The following is a 19,171-nucleotide window of genomic DNA, read 5'->3' as shown; positions in this document are numbered from 1 at the left end:
TGGCCGCCGTGATCAGCGTTTCTTCATCGCATCGAGCAGGGCCGCCCCCAGCGCGCCCTGGCCGCTGTCTTGCGGCTTGGCGGGTTTGGACGTCTTGCGCGCCGGGCCGCCCTGACGGCCCTTGGGTGCCGGACGCTCGCCGCGCTTGCCGCCGCCCTGGGCCGCGCCGCCCTCCTTGCGCATGGTCAGGCCAATGCGCTTGCGCGGGACGTCAACCTCGGTCACCCGCACCCGCACCACATCGCCGGCTTTCACCACCTCATGCGGATCCTTGACGAAACGGTCGGCGAGCTGGCTGACATGCACCAGCCCGTCCTGATGCACGCCGATGTCGACAAAGGCGCCGAAGGCCGCGACGTTGGTGACGGTGCCTTCGAGCGACATGCCGGGCTTGAGATCGGTGATCGACTCGATCCCCTCGGCAAAGCTCGCGGTCTTGAAGCTGGGGCGCGGGTCACGGCCGGGTTTCTGCAATTCGGCGAGGATGTCCTGCACCGTCGGCAGGCCGAAACTGGCGTCGGTAAAATCCTCGGCGCGCAGCCCCTTGAGCAGGCTTTCCTGCCCCATGATCTGGCGGATGTCGCGGCCGCAGGCCTTCACGATACGCCGCGCCACGTCATAGGCCTCGGGATGGACCGAAGAGGCATCGAGCGGCTCGTCGCCACCGTTGATGCGCAGGAAACCCGCAGCTTGTTCGAAGGCCTTGGGCCCGATGCCCGAAACCTTGAGCAGCGCGCGGCGCGAGGCAAAGGCGCCCTGAGCATCGCGATGCGTCACGATGGCCTGCGCCAGCGAAGGGCCAAGTCCGGCGACATGTGCCAGAAGCGGCGCCGAGGCAGTATTGAGATCGACCCCGACAGCGTTCACCGCATCCTCGACCACCGCTTCCAGTGCCTTCGACAGCTGACGCTGGTCGACATCGTGCTGGTACTGGCCGACGCCGATGCTTTCGGGCGTGATCTTGACCAGTTCAGCCAGCGGATCCTGCAAGCGCCGCGCAATCGAGACAGCGCCACGCAGGCTCACGTCCAGCTCGGGAAATTCCCGCGCTGCCAGTTCCGAGGCGGAATAGACCGAAGCGCCGGCCTCGGAGACAACCACCTTGGTGGGGGCCGGTCCCGCCGGCAGCCTCTTGAGCGTTTCGCCGACGAGTTTCTCGGTCTCGCGGCTGGCGGTGCCATTGCCGATGGCGATCAGCTCGATGCCGTGTTTGCGCACAAGATGCAGCAGCGTCTCTTCCGATCCGCGGATGTCACGTTTCGGCGGGAAGGGATAGATCGTGGCGGTGTCCAGAAGCTTGCCGGTGGCGTCCACCACCGCCACCTTGACGCCGGTGCGGATGCCCGGATCAAGGCCCAGCGTGCACTTGGCACCGGCCGGGGCGGCCAGCAGCAGATCCTTGAGATTTCTGGAAAATACCCGGATCGCCTCGTCATGGGCGCGGCGGCGCAGCTCGGTCAGCAAATCCATGTACATCGACAGGCTGAGCTTGACCCGCCACGTCCAGCCCGCTGCCTCGCGCAGCCAGCTGTCGCCGGGCGCATCCCCGGGAATGCCGATGGCGCGGGCGACGATGCCGGTGGCGCGTTCGGTGCCGGTCTCGGGCTCGGGCTCGATGTCGAGGGTCAGGATTCCCTCCTTAGAGGCGCGCAGCACGGCAAGCGCCCGGTGAGCCGGCATGTCGGCCCATTTCTCGACATGGTCGAAATAATCCGAGAACTTAGCGCCGGCCTCTTCCTTGCCGGGCTGGACACGCGCGACCACCCGCGCCTCGGCCTTCATGAATTCGCGGAGCCGGCCCAGCAGGTCGGCATTCTCGGAAAGCTCTTCGGCCAGGATGTCGCGCGCGCCGTCAAGCGCGGCCTTCACCGTCTCGACGTTGTCGCTCATGTACCCTTCCGCCAAAGCCTGGGGCGCAGCGCTGCGATCTTCCTGGATGGCGCGCAGCAGCGGCTCGAGCCCGTTTTCACGCGCGATCATCGCCTTGGTGCGCCGCTTGGGCTTGAACGGCAGATAGATGTCTTCCAGCGTCGCCTTGCTCTCGGCCCCGGCGATCTTTTTCGCCAGCGCATCGGTCAGTTTGCCCTGGCCCTTGATCGTCTCGAGGATGGCGGCGCGCCTGGCCTCCATCTCGCGCAGATAGGTCAGCCGGTCGCCCAGGGTGCGCAGCTGGGTGTCGTCGAGCCCGCCGGTCGCCTCCTTGCGGTAACGGGCGATGAAAGGCACGGTGGCGCCTTCGTCAAGCAGCGCGGTGGCGGCCTCCACCTGCCGCGGGTTGGCTGCGATCTCGCCAGCAATGGTGCGGGCGATGCGTTCGGCGGTCAAAGCGGGAATCTGGCTCAAGGACGGCTCCTGTCGTTCGGGAGCAAAGTCATACCGGCCCCGCCCCCGTCACGCCAGTCAAAAGGATCCGGGCCGCGGCGCCAGGTGACGCCACGGGCGAGAATGCAAATGGCGGTGGTTGAGGAGCCGACAGCCCGGCCCGGGCGGGATGCGGCAACGGCGCGCCGTCCTAGGAGCGGGTGGAGGGAGGAGCCTGCCGGCCCCTCCCGTCCTTGTTCAGCTTCCGGCGCGGGCCTGAAGGAATTCGCCGACCTCGAGCAGGATCAGTTCGTTGTCGTCACGCGCACCAAGCGCGCGGCCGACCGAGAACGGAAAGTTGTTGTCGTTGCCGACGATGATGTGGCTTTCGTCCACCCGGTCAACATCCTCGATGGTGACAAAAGGAAAGGTGAACCGCCCGTCTTCGCGCTGGCCCTGGCGGGCGAGGCCCTCGGGGTCCTGCATGTCGAGCAGATCGATATAGGCCGCCTTCTGCACCGGCTGGCCGGCGTCGACACCGGCGAAATCGATCATGTAGACGCGCTTGAACATCGCGGGTTTCGAGAAACACTCGTCGGTGGCGCCACCCTTGCAGGCCAGTTCCGCATCGCCCTGCCCACCGTCACGTTCGATCACCAGCCCGCGGGTCTCGTCGATCATGTTAAAATCGCCGATCGCGTGGGTCTCGCCTTCCAGCGGGTAGAACCAGGAGGTGCCCGTCCAGTCGCGGGTCGCGGCGTCCATCTCGAGGATGCGCAGCGCGGTGCGGCCGTCTTCGACCGTCTCATAGGCCGCGCCGGTCCAGAGCGGACCTTCGAGCATCGGGTAAAGCGTCGTGCCATCGACCGAGGCCGCGAACCCCTCGTAGCCCCGCGAGCGCTTGGCGGTATGGCCGGGCTTTGCGGCGTCGGGGTTGCCGAGGCGCAGGAAGGGGTTGTCGGGCGACATCACGATCTCGCCGTCGACGAGGGTTTCGTGGAACTCCTTCATCACCCCGGTCTCGCGGTCAAAGACTATGACGAAGGGGCCGAATTCGTCACCGATGACAATGTCATCGCCGACCATCTGAAAACCTTCGATGTCGAAATCCGCGCCGGTCAGGTAGCGGCTCTTGGTGCCTTCCATGGTGATCGGGAAGGGCACGATGCCCTCGGGATCGCTGAGGAAGGTGGTCTTGACCACCTCGACCGCGCCACTGGCGAAATCAGGCCGCACCACCGAAAAGAACAGCATCGCGTCGGGCGAATTGACCTTGGAGCCGAAACCGTTGTCGGTCAGCACGTAGAAGCTGCCGTCGCCCACGGTCTTGATGCCGGAAAAGCCCTGAAGCGGCTGGCCGTTGAAGGGCAGCGCGGCGCCATCGGTCGGCGCGACGTCGGAGCGACGGTTGCCTTCGCCGGTGAACTTGCCCGAGGTTTGCAGCGTGGCCGGGGCGTCGGCGGGCGCGGCGATCAGGGTTTCGGCCGGAAGCACGGCATGGCCGGCGAGCCTGGCGTCGAACTTGACCGCTTCGGCGGTGGCGAATGTGGCGGTGCTGGCGAGAAGACCAGCCAAAAGAATGCGCGTCATGCGGCTCTCCTTGGTGAGTGTACCGCGCTGACCTAAGCGGCCGACATTGCATCCGCATGTCGCTTTGGTTGCAGTTCCGTGACGCTGCCGCCGGTGCCTCAGCCGGCCGGCAGATCCCAGACCCGGATCACCTCGCCGCCCGCGCGCATCGCCGCCAGATCGTCGGCGCTTGGCATAGCCATCGGCGCCTCGGGCGGCGCCTGGCCTTCCAGCCGCCCGGCATAGACCCAGGCGCCGAAACATGCCTCTCCGGGAACGAGCGTCGCGGTCAGCTGCGGCACCCAGCTGCGTGGGACCAGCACATTGGTATTGGGTTCCGGCATCACCACGCGGGGCGCGCGGCGCGTAACACCGGGAAAGGGCGCCGCGACATCGATGATGCAGCTTGCGTCCTGCGCCGTCACCATCCGCGCCATCCGGTCTGTCAGCTCAGGCTGCAACGCCGGCCCCGGCGTCGGGTCATCGCGGCGAAGGGCAAAGCCGCCCTCGACGGTCTGCACATGTCGCGCGGAACTGATCCGGTGGATGCGCAGGTGCCAGGGCGGGCGCGCCAGCAGCCAGGTTTCCACCGCGACCTCGGGCATCGGCGACCAGGCGGAATAAAGCCAGTCCGGCCCGATCCGCGCCATGCTCTCGCGGCAGCGCACCATGGCCAGATCGCCCTCTTCGGAAAACGCCAGCATGTTGTCGAACGGCCCGTTTCGGAACGCGCGTCCCTCGGTTTCCACGCTGAACCCGTAGCGGGTGGAATAGGCGAATTTGTTGTATTTCTCGGCCGTGCGGCCAAAGGTCGGCGAGCGCTGGCCGCCGGCCAGCACGGTCACGTCGCCCCGGTCTTCGAATTTCACCATGCCCGGCTCCGGCAGGCTGACGACCTGCGGGCGCTCTTTCGGCGCGGCCTCTTCCGCGGCCCAGAACGGATGATCGGCGGCCAGCGCCAGCGGCGCAAAGGCCTTCATCGCCCAATAGGGCGAACCGGGAGAATTGTAGCGCTCGGACATGCTAAGCTGAGGGTAGCCGTAGCCGATGCTCAGCGTCCCGCGCGGGTCGCAGATCGGCTTGTCCGACCACCAGCGCAGATTGCGCGCCCAGAAACCGCGGATGTCCCCCCAGGGCAGCGCCTCTTCCCCGGCCAGCGCCAGCGTGCCCCAGAACCCCGCATGGGCAAAGCGGTAGGTCAGCGAGCGGCCAAAGGGCAGCGCCGCGCCATCGGCGGCATACCAATGGGCGATTTGCGGTGCGAAACGCCGCGCCCGTTCCCGGAACCTCTCGCGGCGGGCGCTGTCGCCCTCGGGGCCGTATTGGGCATAGATCAGCCCGTAGAAATGCATGGCGAAGGGGATGTAGTGATCGGCCTGCCGGCTCGATCCGTCGCGATACCAGCCATTGCCCATGTCCCATCGCTCCAGCCGGTCGAGATTGCCCTCGATGATCGTCAGGTCATGGTCGATCCCCACGCAGCGCAGCCCCAGCGACACCAGAACATGAAAGAAATTCCAGTTGTTGGGCGCAGGCGTCTGATGCAGCGAGTTCAGCAGCCAGTCGCGCAGGCAGTCGCGGCCGCGCGGGCTCAGCCCGTCCCAGAACACATCCGGCGCCAGCGCCAGAGCGTAGCCGATGGCGGCGCTTTCGACCATGCGCTGATCGCGGTCGGTGACCGGGCCCCAGTATTCGGGATGCGCCGGATCGGCGCCATTGTTCAGCCCGTCGACAAATTTCTCGATCCCGTAGAACCGCCCGCCGCCCGCCAGAAGCGGCGCCAGCCCCCAGAAGGGCCGCACCAGCCCCTCGAGATCGGCCGCCGCGGCATGAAAATGCGCCCCGGTCGCGCCGAGGGTGACCCGCGCACAGCCGGGCGAAAAGGCCTCGAGCAGCGGCGCGGTGAGATCGACCACCGCCTGTTGCGCGTCGGCGCGGGTGGCAAAGGAATTGCCGGCCATCGGGTTGCCCATGGCCTGGTTCGTGAGGTCTTTCATCATGCCACCAGATGTCGTTTGCGCGGGTCCGGGATCGGCACCGCCGAAATGAGACGTTGGGTATAGGGCGCCTGCGGGGCATCGCAGATCTGCACGGCCGGGCCGGTCTCGACCACGCGGCCCTTGTGCATCACCGCCACACGGTCGCAGAAATAGCGCACCACGCCGATGTCATGGGCGATGAACAGGATCGCCAGGTCGAGCTCGTCGCGCAGGTCGAGCAGCAGATCGAGGATCTGCGCCCGGATCGAGCCGTCGAGCGCCGAGGTCGCCTCGTCGGCGATGATCACCCGCGGATCGAGCGCGATGGCCCGGGCGATGCCGATGCGCTGGCGCTGGCCGCCCGAGAAGGCATGCGGATAGCGCTCCATCGCAGAGGCCGGCAGGCCGACACGTTCCAGCAGTTCCCCCACACGCTTGCGCAACGCCGCGCCCTTGAGCAGCCCGCCCACCAGCAGCGGTTCGCCGATGATCTGTTCGACCGTCATGCGGGGGTTGAGCGAGCCGTATGGATCCTGAAAGATCATCCGCATCTCGCGGTACACCTGCCCGTCGCGAAAGCTCGCCCTGTCGGTCAGATCCCTGGTGCCGCCGTCGCGCAGGTGATAGACCGCCCGGCCCTGTTGCGGCTGAAACCGCCCCATGAGCACCCGCGCCAGCGTGGTCTTGCCGGAACCGCTCTCACCGACGATGCCGAGGATCTCGCCGCGCCGCAGCGCGATCGACACGTCCTCCAGCGCCTGCACCCCGCCGGAAAGCTTGCGTAGCAGCTTCTTCTTGCTTGGAAAGGCCAGTGACAGGCCCTGCGTCTCGATCAGCACCTCGTCCGAGGCCGGGGTGCCGCGCCCGTGGGGGGCCTCGTCGAGCCCCATCGAGGCTTTCAGCAGCTTCCTGGTGTAGGCATGTGCCGGGGCGTGAAACACCTGATCCACCGGCCCGGTCTCGACCACCGCACCATGCAGCATGACGACCACATGATCGGCGATCTCGGCCACCACGCCCATGTCATGGGTGATGAACATCACCGCCATGTCGCGACTATCCTGCAAACCTTTCAGAAGCTTGAGAATCTCCGCCTGGGTTGTCACATCCAGCGCCGTGGTCGGCTCGTCGGCAATCAGGATATCCGGCTCGCAGCCCAGCGCCATGGCGATCATCGCCCGCTGCCGCATGCCGCCGGAATATTCAAAGGGATATTTGTCGATCGCCGCTTCGGGGTCGGCGATCTGCACCGCCCACAGGGCATCGATCGCCTTGTCGCGCGCCTCGGCCGGGGTCACATCCTGATGCAGCAGGATCGCTTCGATGATCTGCTGGCCGATGGTGTGCACCGGGCTGAGCGAGGACATCGGCTCCTGAAAGATCATCGCGATGCGGGCGCCGCGCACGGCGCGGATCTCGGCGCCGTCGGGGTCGAGGCCGGAAAGCTCCACCCGCTGGCCCGCCTTCACGTCGACGAGGTTGATGGCGCCGGATTTGATCACCGCCGGTTCGACAATGTTCAGCACCGCCCGCGCCGTCACCGATTTGCCGGAGCCGGATTCACCGACGAAACAGGTGGTCTCGCCGAGTTTCAGATCGAAACTGACGTCCGAAATCGCCACCGTCTCGCCCTTGCGGTGCGGAAAGGCCACCGAAAGGCCGCGGACTTCGAGAACGGTATCCTTCATGTCTGTCTCCTCACTTGGCATAGGGGTCGGCGGCGTCGCGCAGACCGTCACCGATGAAATTCATCGCCAAGACGGCGATCACGATGGCCGCACCGGGCAGAAGCAGCCAGGGCGCGGTCGCCAGCGTGCGGATATTCTGCGCCTCTTGCAGCAGCACACCCCAGGAAATCACCGGCGCTTGCAGCCCGAGGCCCAGGAAGGAGAGCGCGGTTTCCGCCAGGATCATCGCCGGCACCGCCAGCGAAGCGGCCGTGATGATGTGGCTGGTGAAGGCGGGCACCATGTGGCGGAGGATCACCCGCAGATGCGAACAGCCGTCATAGCGCGCGGCGGCGACGTAATCCTCGCCATTGAGCGCCAGAAAGCGGCCGCGCACCACCCGCGCCAGCTCGGTCCAGCCGAGGAAGGACAGGATCAGGGTAATGGCGAAATAGGTCTGCAAGGGCGACCAGTCCGACGGCATCGCCGCCGCCAGCCCCATCCAGAGCGGAATGGTGGGCAGCGAGCGCAGGAACTCGATGGCGCGTTGCGTGACGGCGTCGAACCAGCCGCCGAAATAGCCCGCCGCGCCGCCGATGACGACCCCCAGCACCAGGCTCATGATCACGCCCACCAGCCCGACCGAGAGCGAGATCTGCGTGCCATAGACCAACCGCGAGAACATGTCGCGGCCCAGCCGGTCGGCCCCGAAGAGATAGAAGGGATCGCGGTTGCGCTCTGGCCCCAGCAGGTGGATGTCGGTCGGGATCAGACCGAACAGCTTGTACTCCCAGCTGCGCTTGAAGAAGCTGAGATAGATCTTCTTGTCCTCGTCGATGACAAAGGTGCGGCGAAGGGCTTCCGGCTCGATCTCCACCGAATAGCCGTAGACATATGGCCGGATCGCCCAGCCGTCGTCTGCGTGATCGATGAAATGCAGCGCCTGCGGCGGCGCATAAGTGTATCGCGCCTTGACGTCGCCGGGATCGTTCGGGGCGACGAAGCCAGCGAACAGGGCAACAAAGACAAAGAGCGCCAACACCCAGAGGCTGATCACCGCCAGCCGGTGCTTGGCGAAACGGCGGCGGATCAGCTGCCACTGGCTTTCGGTGCCGTGGCTGGTGTCGATCCGGGGATCGACCTCGCCTATCGGAGCTTCGGGCGTGTCACTGACCGCGCCGATGCGGGTGTCTGGGGAATTTGCGGGGGTTGTGAGGGTCATCAATTGGCTCCCACCATGCCAAGCCGGATGCGCGGATCGATCCAGGCCAGCAGAAGATCGGAAATCAGGGTGCCCACAAGCGTCAGCAGCCCCATGAACATGATCAGCGCGCCGGCAAGGTACATGTCCTGGCTCAAGAGCGCGCGCAGCAGGATCGGCGAGAGCGTCGGCAGGTTCAGCACGATGGCGGTCACGAAGGACGACGAGATCACCGTCGGCAGCACCCAGCCGATGGTCGAGACCAGCGGATTCATGGCCACACGCACCGGATAGCGCCAGATCAGCCGCCGCCGGGTCAGCCCCTTGGCGCGGGCGGTCAGCACATAGGGTTTGTTCAGCTCGTCGAGTAGGTTGGCGCGCAGCACCCGCACCAGCTGCGCCGCGCCGGCGGTGGAAATCACCAGGATCGGCGCCCAGACATGGCTGGCGAAATCAAGGAAACGGTCAAGCGACCAGCGGGCGTTCATGTACTCCGGGGAAAACAGCCCGGTGATGGTCACGCCGAACCAGTTGTAACAGATGTACATCAAGACCAACGCAAACAGGAAGTTGGGGATGGCGAGGCCGAGAAAGCCAAGCACGGTGGCGACGTAATCGCCCAGAGAATACTGGTTGACCGCGGAATAGATGCCGATCGGGATCGACACCGCCCACATGACCACCACGGCGGTCAGTTCGACGGCCAGCGAAATGCCGATGCGCTGCGAGAAAATCTCGGACACCGGGGTCTGCATCTCGAAGCTGTAGCCGAAATCGCCGTGCAGCATTTCCGAGAACCAGGCCCAGTATTGCACCAGCACCGGCGAATCCAGCTTGTAGCGGTCGCGCAGCGCGGTGATCGTATCCTGATCGACGCTTTCGCCGGCGGCCGAAAGGCTGGCGATGTAGGATGTCACGAAATCGCCCGGCGGCAGTTGGATCACCACGAAGACGACAACCGACAAGGCCAGAAGCGTCAGGATCATCGTCACCAGCCTGCGGGCCAGATAGGTCAACATGCGCGTCTCCTCCCCTGGATATACGCAATGGTTCGGGCGCGGACGGTTGCCCGCGCCCGGATGTGCTTACTTCTTGTAAAAGAGCTGCGCGGTTTCCATCGGACCGGGCTGCGGATACATCCAGGTATAGACCTGACCCTCCGGCACGTTACCAAGCTGCGCGTTGGCCACCACGTAGCCATCAGCCGGAAGCACGGTGCCCATCACATAGAACTGCTCTGCCGCGATTTGCAGGATCTCGTCGAACAGCTCTTTCTGCTTCGCCTTGTCCGCCGTGGCGATCAGCTCGATATAGAGGTCCATCTGCGTCTGGACCGCGGCCGGGGGAGCTTCGGCCAGCTTGCTGCCATCGTTCATGAAATACTGCGCCCATTTCTCGGCGAAGGCGGATTCAAGATTGAAGGGAAAGTAATAGCGCGGGTCGAGCAGCGCGTCGTTCAGCCCGCCATCGCCCCACCAGACATGCATGTCGTGGGTGTTGTTCTGGATCCGCTCGTAGACAAGGCTGCGCTCTGCATTGCGGGCGTCCAGATCGATGCCGATTTCCTTCCAATGCTCGACAATCAGCTGGGCGATGTCGTTGAACTCGATCTGATCCGACGGCGAGAAAAGCTGAATGCGGATCGGTTCGCCGTCAAATCCCAGCCGGGTGCCGTCGCCGTCGCGCTCGGTCAGGCCCAGCCCGTCCAGCAATGCGTTGGCAGCGTCGGGATCGTAGTCGGTGAACTGCTTGGCCAGCGTCTCGTTGTAGAATTGCGAGCTGGGGCGCGGCGCGGCCTGATAGGGCTCGCCCTGGCCGGCAAAGACCACATCGATGATCTCTTCGCGGTCCATCGCCATCGAGAGCGCGGCGCGAAAGTCCTTTTCGTTGTAGAGCTTGCGCTTTTCCGGGTCGTCATGGGTCAGGTTGAGCTGAAAGATTGCGTGGTTCATCCGCGCGTCGGTTGTGGCCTTCAGCGAATAGCCGCCGCCGTCCTGACCGTCATAGATCACCGGCTTGTTGGTCACGGTGGCGAAGTGACGATTGGAGAAATCGATCTCGCCATTGACCACCTTGAGCACGATGTCCTCGACGTTCTCGGTCTGGACCATCTGCACCTTGTCGATATAGGGCAGCTGCTGGCCCTCGGTGTCGACCTTGAAGAAATAGGGATTGCGCTCCCATTCGATCAATTGGTTCAGCCCGTCATAAGGCGTGACCTGCCGCCAGGCAAAGAGCAGCGGGCGGTCTTCGTCGACAAAGTTGAAGAAACAGCTCTGCTCGATGGCCTGGGACCAGCTGTCGAAGCCCGCCGCCTTGGCGGTCTCATTGGCATCGGGGCTGACATCGGGGAAATACTTGCCGCAATAATGCTTGGCCGCGTTGACGATGAACTGCCCCTCGACCGAGGCCATGCGCTCCAGAAACAGCCCGTTGGGATCACTCAAGGTCAGCTTGAAGGTCAGCGGATCGATGACCTCGCCGCGCATCTTGCTCCACTCGAAACCGTTGGCCTTGCGCCCGCCATAAGCCGGGCTCGACATCACATCGACGGCGAATTTCAGGTCTTCGGCGGTGAAGGGTTCGCCATCCGACCACTTGTGGCCCTCGCGCAGGTAGAAGGTAAACTCGGTCGCATCGTCGTTGACCTCGAAGCGTTCGGCCACATTGGGCACGACCTCGGTCCATTCGTAGTCATAGGCCACCAGCGGCTGATACCCCACGGTGCGACGGATCCAGCCGGTGTCATAGGTGCCCTTGAGCGCCGAACGCCAGGTGCCGCCATAGCTGCCGACCTCCTCCATCGGTGTCACCACCATCGGTTTCGCCGGCAGACGATCCTGAACCGGCGCCAGGGTTCCGGCCTCGACCGCCGCCATCAGGTCCGGCGCCTGGCTGTAGTCCTGGCCAAAGGCCGGCCCGGCCAGCGCGACCAGCGCTGCCAGCGATATTCCCGTGAAACTCGTTTTCAGCATGTAACTCTCCTCCCATGGATTGCTGTAATGTCGTCTCAGCCCCCGCCGGGGCTGCAAAGCGCATGCAGGTGCCGGATGTCATCCCGGTACTGCTCCGCCGTGTCCTCGCGCACGAATTCGAGAAAGCCGGTGCGGGGGTGCGGCCAATGCGGCGCCGGCGTCCAGGCGGCAAAAAGCGCGTGCCAGTCGGCGAGGCCCTCGGCCAGCGGCCGGCGCTCCTGGCCGGTTTCGGTCATGATCCAGTGAAAGACGTGCAGATCCCCCAGCCAGGGCTGCAACATCCGCAGCTCCTCGAGCCAGCATGTCCGGCCCCGCCCCGGCACCGGCTGCCAATAGCTGAACAGGTTGTCGTCATCCGCCGCCCGCATCAGGGCGCGCGCATCCTCGGCCTCTTCGGTCAGCGAGTTGCGGTGGTATTCGACGCTGACGGTGATGCCCCGGGCTTCGGCGGCGCGCGCCATCTGGCCAAGGTCTCTCGCCGCGTCGGCAAAGGCCGCCTCCCCGGCCTCGTCCCGCCGTGCGGTTCCGGCCCAGACCCGGATATTGCCGGCGCCCAGGATTTCGGCCGTGGCCAGCACCGCATCGAAATCCTTGCAACACCCCGGTGTTCCGGCCCGCACATAAGAGCCGTAAGAGGCCGGCAGCACGCCGCGTTCCGCGCAGATCGCCCGCACCCGCGCGGCCAGATCGGCATTGCCCGGCGGCACATGTGTGTCGCCACCCCATTCGACTGCCGCGACGCCGGTGCGCGCCGCCAGATCAATCACCGCCTCGGGCGTCAGCGCCCGAAAGGTGACGGAGCAGAGACCGGGGCGGATCATGCCACCCGCTCCCAGTCGGCGATGACCACCTCGTTCTGCATCGGCTCGTCGCGGGTAAACCGGCCGATATCGTCCAGCACCAGTTCGGTCATCGCGCAGACCTCGCAGCCGAAGGAGCCGGCGATATGCGGGGTGATCGTCACATTCGGCATGTCCCAGAGCGGCGAGGTGTCGGGCAGCGGCTCCGGGTCGGTCACGTCGAGCACCGCAAAAAGCCGGCCGCCCGACATCGCCGCCTCGAGCGCATCGCTGTCGATGATCCGCCCGCGCGCGGTATTGATCAGAAGCGCGCCGTCGCGCATCCGGGCAAATTCAGCCGCGCCAAAGCTGCGTTCGGTTGTCGGCAACAACGGCTGGTGCAGGCTGACCACGTCGCTGCGCCGCAACAGCGCCGCCATCTCGACCTTCTGCGCGCCGAAAGAGGCGGCGGTTTCGGCGCTGACAAAGGGATCGTGCAGCAATACCGAGACGCCGTGCCGGCGCAGGTCCTCGGCCACCCGCCGCCCGATGCGCGAGGCGCCGATGATGCCGACGGTGCGGCCGGCATTGCCCAGCGGGCCGCCGAACCGGGTGTTGCGGGTGTCGATCCGAGACCGTTTCTCGCGGTAGAGGCTGCGCCAGTCCGCCACCCGCTTCAGATGCAGCAGGATATGCGCCAGGGTGAATTCCGCCACCGGCTTGGCATTGGCCTCGGCCGCGCTGACGACGCGCAGCCCCGAGCTGGCCACGCCCTGGGTCAGCACGCCTTTCACGGTGCCGGCGAGATGCGCGATCAGCTTGAGCCGTGGCATCCGCTGGCGCAGCTCGGCGTCCACCGGGTGCGATTTCCAGCCGGTCACCAGGATATCGACCTGGGGTAACAGCGCCGCCATCTCGGGGCGGCGCAGATCCGGCACCGGATCCGCCTGCAACAGCTCGGTCAGCCGGCCCAGCCGTGTGCGCGCCTCGGTGCAGCACGGGGCGGGAAAGTGGATGTCGAACTCGGCCGGCGACAGCTGAATTAGAGATGTGAAGCGCATTCGGCTCTCCTTGCGGTTCCTGCCATTGCAAGGATATTTGCACGACTTGCATTATTGCGCAAGTTTTGCGGTCCATCTGCAAGAAATTTGCACAAAACTCGCCGAGCATTGCAACTCTTTGATTTTGTGTCGCTAATTTGCCTCGATTACGGATTCACCGCGGTGCAGCACGACCTGTGTCTGAATTTGCTGGGTCGGTCGAAGCGGCTCCAGGCTCCGCAATGCAAGTATGCGAATCGATTCCGCACCAAGAAATTCCCAGTCCACCGCAAGCGTGCTGAGCAGCGGCGAGGACAGTTCCGCCACCGGCAAACCGTTGAACCCCAGCAGCGAAACCTGCCGCGGCACCTCGATTCCGCGCATCCGCAATTCCTGCATTGCCGTCAGCGCGACATTGTCAGCCGCACAGAAGACCGCCGAATAGGCAAAATCGCCGCTCTCCAGCAGATCGTTCAGGGTGACCCTGGCAGCATGTTCAGTCACATTGGGCAATTCGATGTTGTCGCATTTCAGCCCCGCCACATCCGCGCCGTCGATGCCGGCGCGAAACCCGTCGGTCCGGGCGCTGAGGGTCCAGCGCCGCCGGGTGCCAAGGTGCAGAATGCGGCGATGGCCCATCGAAACCAGATATTGCGCCGCCAGTTGCCCGCCGAAAAAATTGTTCGGCGCAACCTGGTCATGGCGCATCGTCGGATCGAGCCCGTTGACGATAACCGTGGGATGCCCCTTGTTTTTCAGGCGTTCACTTACATTGTGACAGGGATCGACACCGGCAAAGAGCACGCCGGTTTCCGGGCCTCCGAGGATCTTTTCCGGGATCTCTCCATCGTCGCCCAGCAGCGCCAGTTCGATCGGCAGACCGGCTTTCTTCGCGGCTTTCTGAATCCCGGTAATCACGAAATGATAGATCGAGCCGGAGCCGGTGTTGATATCGACCTGATTGAGAAACAGCAGCGCCCGCTGCATCTTGTGGGCCGCAACGGCACTGCCGGGGCCGCCCGTCGGGCCGGTGACAGGCGTGCCAAGATCGGCGGCGGCGCGCATGACCTTTTCCGCCGTCGCCGGGCTGATCCCAGGTGCGCCCGACAACACCCGTGACACGGTGGAAACCGAAACACCCACCGCGCGGGCGATGTCTTCCTGTCTGACCCTGGACTGCCGCACAACCGCTCTCCTGACTGAACTCACGGCGACCCGGTCGCCCTGCCCCGTTTTCTGCCGAAACTTCGGGTGATGCAAGTTTTTTGCAAGCGGTGCAAGTGCGGCCTGCTACGGTCCTAGATGTGCTCGCCGGATGAAGACTTTCCGCCCTGGTGATGAAAATGTTTCGCTCGTCCGAAAGATGCGGTTACAAGCGCCGCATGAAAAAAGTCACCGCCAAGGATGTCGCCGCCCTCGCCGGGGTTTCCGTCTCTGCCGTGTCGCGGGCCTATCGCGCCGATGGCGCGATTGCCGATGACAAGCGCAAGGCGATCTTTGCCGCCGCCGGCAAGCTTGGCTACATCAGCAGCGTCGACAAGGTTCTGGCCACCCAGGCCACCAACACCATCGCCATGGTGGTGAGCGAGATGCACAATCCGTTTTATCCCGTTGCCATCGACGAACTGACCCGGCAGTTGCCCGAACGCGGGCTCAAGGCGATCATGCATGTGGTGCCCTCGGCCGAAGACGTCGACACGGTGATCCGGCAGGTTCTGGATTTCCGCACCGAAGGCGTGATCCTGGCCAGTTCGACCATGACCTCGCGCCTGGCCCGCGCCTGCCGCGAGAACGGCATTCCGGCGGTGCTGCTCAACCGCGTGCAATCCGACAGCAGCATGATGGCGGTCTGTTGCGACAATTACGGCGGCGCCAAGCAGGTTGCCGCGCGTTTTCTGGCCGGCGGGCGCCAGCGCATTGCCTTTATCGGCGGGCGGCGCGACACCTCTACCCATCTCGAACGGATGCGTGGATTTCGCGACCATCTGGAAGAGGCCGGCCGCGAGATCGCCCGTCAATTCGACGGCGGATACGATTATCAACAGGCCTATGCCGCCGCGCAGGACCTTCTGGCGCTGCGCCCCTTGCCTGACGCGGTGTTCTGCGCCAATGACATCATGGCCATCGCGGTGCTGGATGCCGCCCGGATCAAGGGCGTCGCGGTGCCCCAGGAACTGGCGGTGATCGGCTTTGACGACATCCCGATGGCGTCGTGGGAATCCTATCGGCTGACCACCATCCGCCAGCCAGTGAAGCGGATGCTGGGACAGGCGGTCGATATCATCCTGAGCGCCGATGTCGCCAGTGGCGCCGGCGATATCCGAATCCTGCAAGGCGAGCTGCAAAGCCGTGAAAGCGGGTAGTGAAAATTTTTCATTGCACGCGGCAAGAGTTGCGAAGCCGCTGCGATCTGTGCCTTTTCCTCCCGATACGCCCGATTGTTGGGCAGATCATGAATTCTTGGGAGGATTGCAATGAATTTGCATACTTTTGTCACCGGCGCTGCCATGGCGCTTTCCGCTCTGGCCGTTGCGGCTCCGGGGCAGGCCGAAACCCGGCTGGCCTTTGGCGCCACCAACTCGCAAAGCGCGCATTACGCCTATTTTGCCTCGTTGGCGAAGATCGTGAACACCGCCTACCCCGAGACCTATCAGGCCTCGGTGGTGGAAACCGGCGCCACGGTCGACAACCTGAAACGGATGGCGCGCGATCAGCTCGATATCGGCCTGATCACCACCTCGACGCTCTATCACGCCTATAACGGCGTCAAATCCTTTGACGGCCGGCCGGTCGAATCGAAACTGCTTTGGGCCTATTCGCTGGCCCCGCAGAACGTCGTGGTGCGCCGCGATTCCGGCATCACCGAGCTGGCCGCGCTTGCCGGCCAGAAATTCGGCCCCGGCATGCGCGGGTCCTCGACCGAGGCGACGGCGCTCGAGGTCTTCGATCTGCTCGAGATCACCCCCGACTGGGTGCGCGGCACCAACGGCGAGCAGGCCAATGCCATCAAGGACGACCGCTCGGAAGGGTTTGTCAAAAGCGCCGTCGGCACCTCCTTCGACGCGCTGACCACCGACATTGCCGCCTTCACCCCGCTTCAGGTGCTGGGTGTGTCCGACGACTAGGAGGCGAAGATCCGCGAAACCCTGCCCGAGCTTTCGATTGTCGAGATGCCGGGCGGCGAAATGGAGAATTCCGGGCCCTACACTGCCTGGGGCTTCATGATCGGCGTTTCGGCCCGCCCCGGCCTCGACGACCAGACCGCCTATGATCTGACCAAGGCGGTGATGGAGAACATGCCGGAACAGGCCGCCGCCTTTCCGACGGTCAAAGGGCTGAACCTGCCGGAGCTCACACTGCAATATGCAACCAGCCCGCTGCATCCCGGCGCGATCCGCTACTACGAGGAAATCGGCCTGACCGTGCCGGACCACCTCAAGTAAGCAAGACCCCAGAGGTCGGGGCGGCTCTGGCCTTGGTGCCGGGCCGCCCCTTTTTTCGATCTTCAGCGTGAAAGTGCCGGCATGACCCGACCCCTGTTCCTGACCAACATCCGCCAGACCGCCACCGCCGTTCTTGCCGTGCTGCTGGGCGTCTTCGTTTTCTACACCTCGTTCAACGGACCGTTTGAATCGCTGGTGCAGCGCGCGCTCTTTGTGATGACCATCGCGGCGCTCGCGGTGCTGATGCACCCGCTGTTCGACGGCAGCCGCTGGCGCCCGCTGGGCATCCTGATCGACGTCGGAATCGTCGCCATGATTACCGTCTCGGGCGTCTATATCATCGGCAATTACCAGACCATCATGACCGATCTGCCCTGGGCCACGAAATGGGACATGGTGATGGGTTTCGGCACCCTGCTCTGTGTGCTCGAACTGGCGCGGCGCACCTCGAACTGGGTGTTTCCGCTGATCGTTCTGGCCGCTGTGGGCTATGCCTTTTTCGGCTACCTGATCCCCGGGCAATTCGGCCACCGCGGTTTTGACGCCGGCTATCTGACCGAAATCATCTTTCTTTCCGACCGCGGCCTCTGGGGCATGCTGGTCAATGTCGCCTCGACCACGCTGGCCGCCTTCGTGCTCTTTGGTGCAATCCTCCTGCACACCGGCGCGGGCGAGACCTTTTTCGACCTCTCGGCGCGGCTTGGCGGCGCGCGCCCCGGCGGCGCGGCCAAGATCGCGACCTTTGCCTCGGGCTTCTTCGGCGCGATCAACGGCTCGACCGTGGCCAATGTCGCCACCACCGGCAATTTCACCATCCCGCTGATGAAACGGCTGAAATACCCGCCCGCCTATGCCGGCGCGGTCGAGGCCATCGCCTCGACCGGGGGCCAACTGGCGCCGCCGATCATGGGCACCGCCGCCTTTGTCATGGCCGAGCTGGTGGGCGTGAACTACTGGTCGATCGCGCTCGCAGGCGTGGTGCCGGCCCTGCTCTTCTACCTCGGCATCTATGCCACGGTGCATGTGATCGCCCGGCGCCAGAGCTTTCGCCCGGTGCGCCCCGAAGACCTGCCCGACTGGCGCGGCGCGATGAGCTTTGCGCGGCTGGCACCGATTGCCGCCGCCCTCGCCGGACTGGGCTTTGGCGTGATCAATGGCAATTCGGTCGAACTCACCGCCTGCTACGGCATGATCGCCATGCTGGCGGCGGTGCTGGTGGCGCGGATCGCCAATGGCGAAGACCCGCGGGCGGTGTTCGGCATCATCCTGCGCGCGCTCGAGGCCGGCGGCAAGGGTGTCGTCATCGTCGGCATCCTGCTGGTGGGCGCGCAGGTCTTTGTGGCAATGATCAACCTTACCGGTTTCGGCGTCGCCGTGACCTCGGCGGTGCTGGCCATCGGCCAGGGCCAGATCTGGCTCATTGCCGGGCTGATGGCGGTGGTCTGCCTGATCGCCGGCATGGGGCTGCCGACCTCGGCCGCTTATGTCATGGTCGCGGCGGTCTTTGCCCCGGCGCTGATCCAGCAGGGCATCGATCCGCTGGTGGTGCATATGTTCGTGCTCTATTACGCCGCGCTGTCGGTGATCACCCCGCCGGTCTGTCTCGGCGTCTTTGTCGCCGCCACCATTGCCCAGGCGCCCTGGATGAAGGTCGCGGGCGAAACCCTGCGGCTGGGGGCCACCGCCTATGTGCTGCCGATGCTGTTTCTGGCCTATCCCGGCATGCTCGGCGGCGGCGGGGCCGAGGCCATCGCCCGAGCGGTACTGTCGGGCGCGGTCTTTGCGCTTGGCATGGCCCATCTTCTGGGGGGCGCACGGCTGCCCTGGGGCTCTGTCTCGCGGGTGCTTTGGGCGCTGCCGGTGGGGCTGGCGCTGATGCCGCCCTGGGGCGCGGCCCTGGCGGCGGCGGCGCTGCTGGCGGCGCTGGTCATGCTTTCGCGCCGCAGCCTCGCGACCGCGCAGGCCGCCGACGCCCAGCCGGCCTGACATCGGGGGTCGAGACGCCCGGATGCTTCCCCGCAGCCGGCCCTCGTCAGGGTCGGCTGCGGGGTCGGTTCGTTCGGGCCGCGCCCCCGAGTTGAAATTTTTTCAGTTGTATCAGAATTTATTGCATGGCGTGCTGGCTGCGCTAGCAAGCCTGCAAAGTCAGCAAGCAATCGGACAGGAGACCGGTCATGACCATCGAATATCTCAAACGCGGCAAGCCGGAGGCCGACC

General features: G+C 65.0%; 12 protein-coding genes and 1 pseudogene. 3 read left to right on the top strand and 10 right to left on the bottom strand.

Features of this window, described 5'->3' with window-relative positions; genetic code table 11:
* Window positions 1-12 precede the first annotated feature (12 nt).
* The 10 genes from PVW49_RS20150 to PVW49_RS20105 all read right to left on the bottom strand — a co-directional run bounded on the left by PVW49_RS20150 (window position 13) and on the right by PVW49_RS20105 (window position 14,696).
* Window positions 13-2,343: a Tex family protein gene (locus tag PVW49_RS20150; RefSeq protein WP_274591395.1), complete on the bottom strand. Its 2,331-nt coding sequence runs from the start codon at window positions 2,341-2,343 to the stop codon at window positions 13-15.
* Between the two features lie 216 nt (window positions 2,344-2,559).
* Window positions 2,560-3,891: an esterase-like activity of phytase family protein gene (locus PVW49_RS20145; RefSeq protein WP_274563690.1), complete on the bottom strand. Its 1,332-nt coding sequence runs from the start codon at window positions 3,889-3,891 to the stop codon at window positions 2,560-2,562.
* 98 nt (window positions 3,892-3,989) lie between these two features.
* The gene (locus PVW49_RS20140; protein ID WP_274591394.1) at window positions 3,990-5,867 is read right to left on the bottom strand and encodes a DUF2264 domain-containing protein; all 1,878 of its coding nucleotides are present in this window, start codon (window positions 5,865-5,867) and stop codon (window positions 3,990-3,992) included.
* Complete coding sequence (locus PVW49_RS20135; RefSeq protein WP_274591393.1) at window positions 5,867-7,537, bottom strand: dipeptide ABC transporter ATP-binding protein; 1,671 nt, start codon at window positions 7,535-7,537, stop codon at window positions 5,867-5,869. The genes PVW49_RS20140 and PVW49_RS20135 overlap by 1 nt, the downstream gene beginning before the upstream one ends.
* A gap of 10 nt (window positions 7,538-7,547) precedes the next feature.
* On the bottom strand, window positions 7,548-8,738 hold the full coding sequence (locus PVW49_RS20130; RefSeq protein WP_274591392.1) for an ABC transporter permease: 1,191 nt from the start codon (window positions 8,736-8,738) through the stop codon (window positions 7,548-7,550).
* On the bottom strand, window positions 8,738-9,736 hold the full coding sequence (locus PVW49_RS20125; RefSeq protein ID WP_274563696.1) for an ABC transporter permease: 999 nt from the start codon (window positions 9,734-9,736) through the stop codon (window positions 8,738-8,740). The genes PVW49_RS20130 and PVW49_RS20125 overlap by 1 nt, the downstream gene beginning before the upstream one ends.
* 66 nt (window positions 9,737-9,802) lie before the next feature.
* Entirely contained in the window at window positions 9,803-11,692 is a 1,890-nt protein-coding gene (locus PVW49_RS20120; RefSeq protein ID WP_274591391.1) for an ABC transporter substrate-binding protein, read from the bottom strand.
* Window positions 11,693-11,727: 35 nt separating this feature from the next.
* A complete protein-coding gene (locus tag PVW49_RS20115) occupies window positions 11,728-12,513 on the bottom strand; it encodes a sugar phosphate isomerase/epimerase family protein (protein WP_274563701.1) in 786 nt (261 codons plus the stop codon).
* Window positions 12,510-13,532 carry a hydroxyacid dehydrogenase gene (locus PVW49_RS20110; RefSeq protein ID WP_274591390.1) on the bottom strand — a complete coding sequence of 341 codons (1,023 nt, stop codon included), beginning with the start codon at window positions 13,530-13,532 and terminating at the stop codon, window positions 12,510-12,512. Before PVW49_RS20110 ends, PVW49_RS20115 begins: the two co-directional genes overlap by 4 nt.
* A 132-nt stretch (window positions 13,533-13,664) precedes the next feature.
* Window positions 13,665-14,696 carry a LacI family DNA-binding transcriptional regulator gene (locus PVW49_RS20105; RefSeq protein ID WP_074837572.1) on the bottom strand — a complete coding sequence of 344 codons (1,032 nt, stop codon included), beginning with the start codon at window positions 14,694-14,696 and terminating at the stop codon, window positions 13,665-13,667.
* A gap of 197 nt (window positions 14,697-14,893) precedes the next feature.
* Between PVW49_RS20105 and PVW49_RS20100 the strand changes: the two genes are divergently transcribed.
* The 3 genes and pseudogenes from PVW49_RS20100 (at window position 14,894) to PVW49_RS20090 (ending at window position 18,940) form a co-directional block, all read left to right on the top strand.
* The gene (locus PVW49_RS20100; protein WP_074837571.1) at window positions 14,894-15,874 is read left to right on the top strand and encodes a LacI family DNA-binding transcriptional regulator; all 981 of its coding nucleotides are present in this window, start codon (window positions 14,894-14,896) and stop codon (window positions 15,872-15,874) included.
* Window positions 15,875-15,985: 111 nt separating this feature from the next.
* A pseudogene (locus PVW49_RS20095) lies at window positions 15,986-16,954 on the top strand (TAXI family TRAP transporter solute-binding subunit).
* Window positions 16,955-17,035: 81 nt separating this feature from the next.
* Window positions 17,036-18,940, top strand: coding sequence for a TRAP transporter permease (locus PVW49_RS20090; RefSeq protein WP_274591389.1), 1,905 nt, complete (start codon window positions 17,036-17,038; stop codon window positions 18,938-18,940).
* The last annotated feature ends 231 nt before the right edge of the window (window positions 18,941-19,171 follow it).

The sequence above is a fragment of the Marinovum sp. PR37 genome (genome assembly GCF_028807375.1).
Classification (GTDB): domain Bacteria; phylum Pseudomonadota; class Alphaproteobacteria; order Rhodobacterales; family Rhodobacteraceae; genus Marinovum; species Marinovum algicola.
The sequence above is the reverse complement of the archived record's forward strand: the minus strand, read 5'-3'. Positions and strand labels throughout refer to the sequence as shown.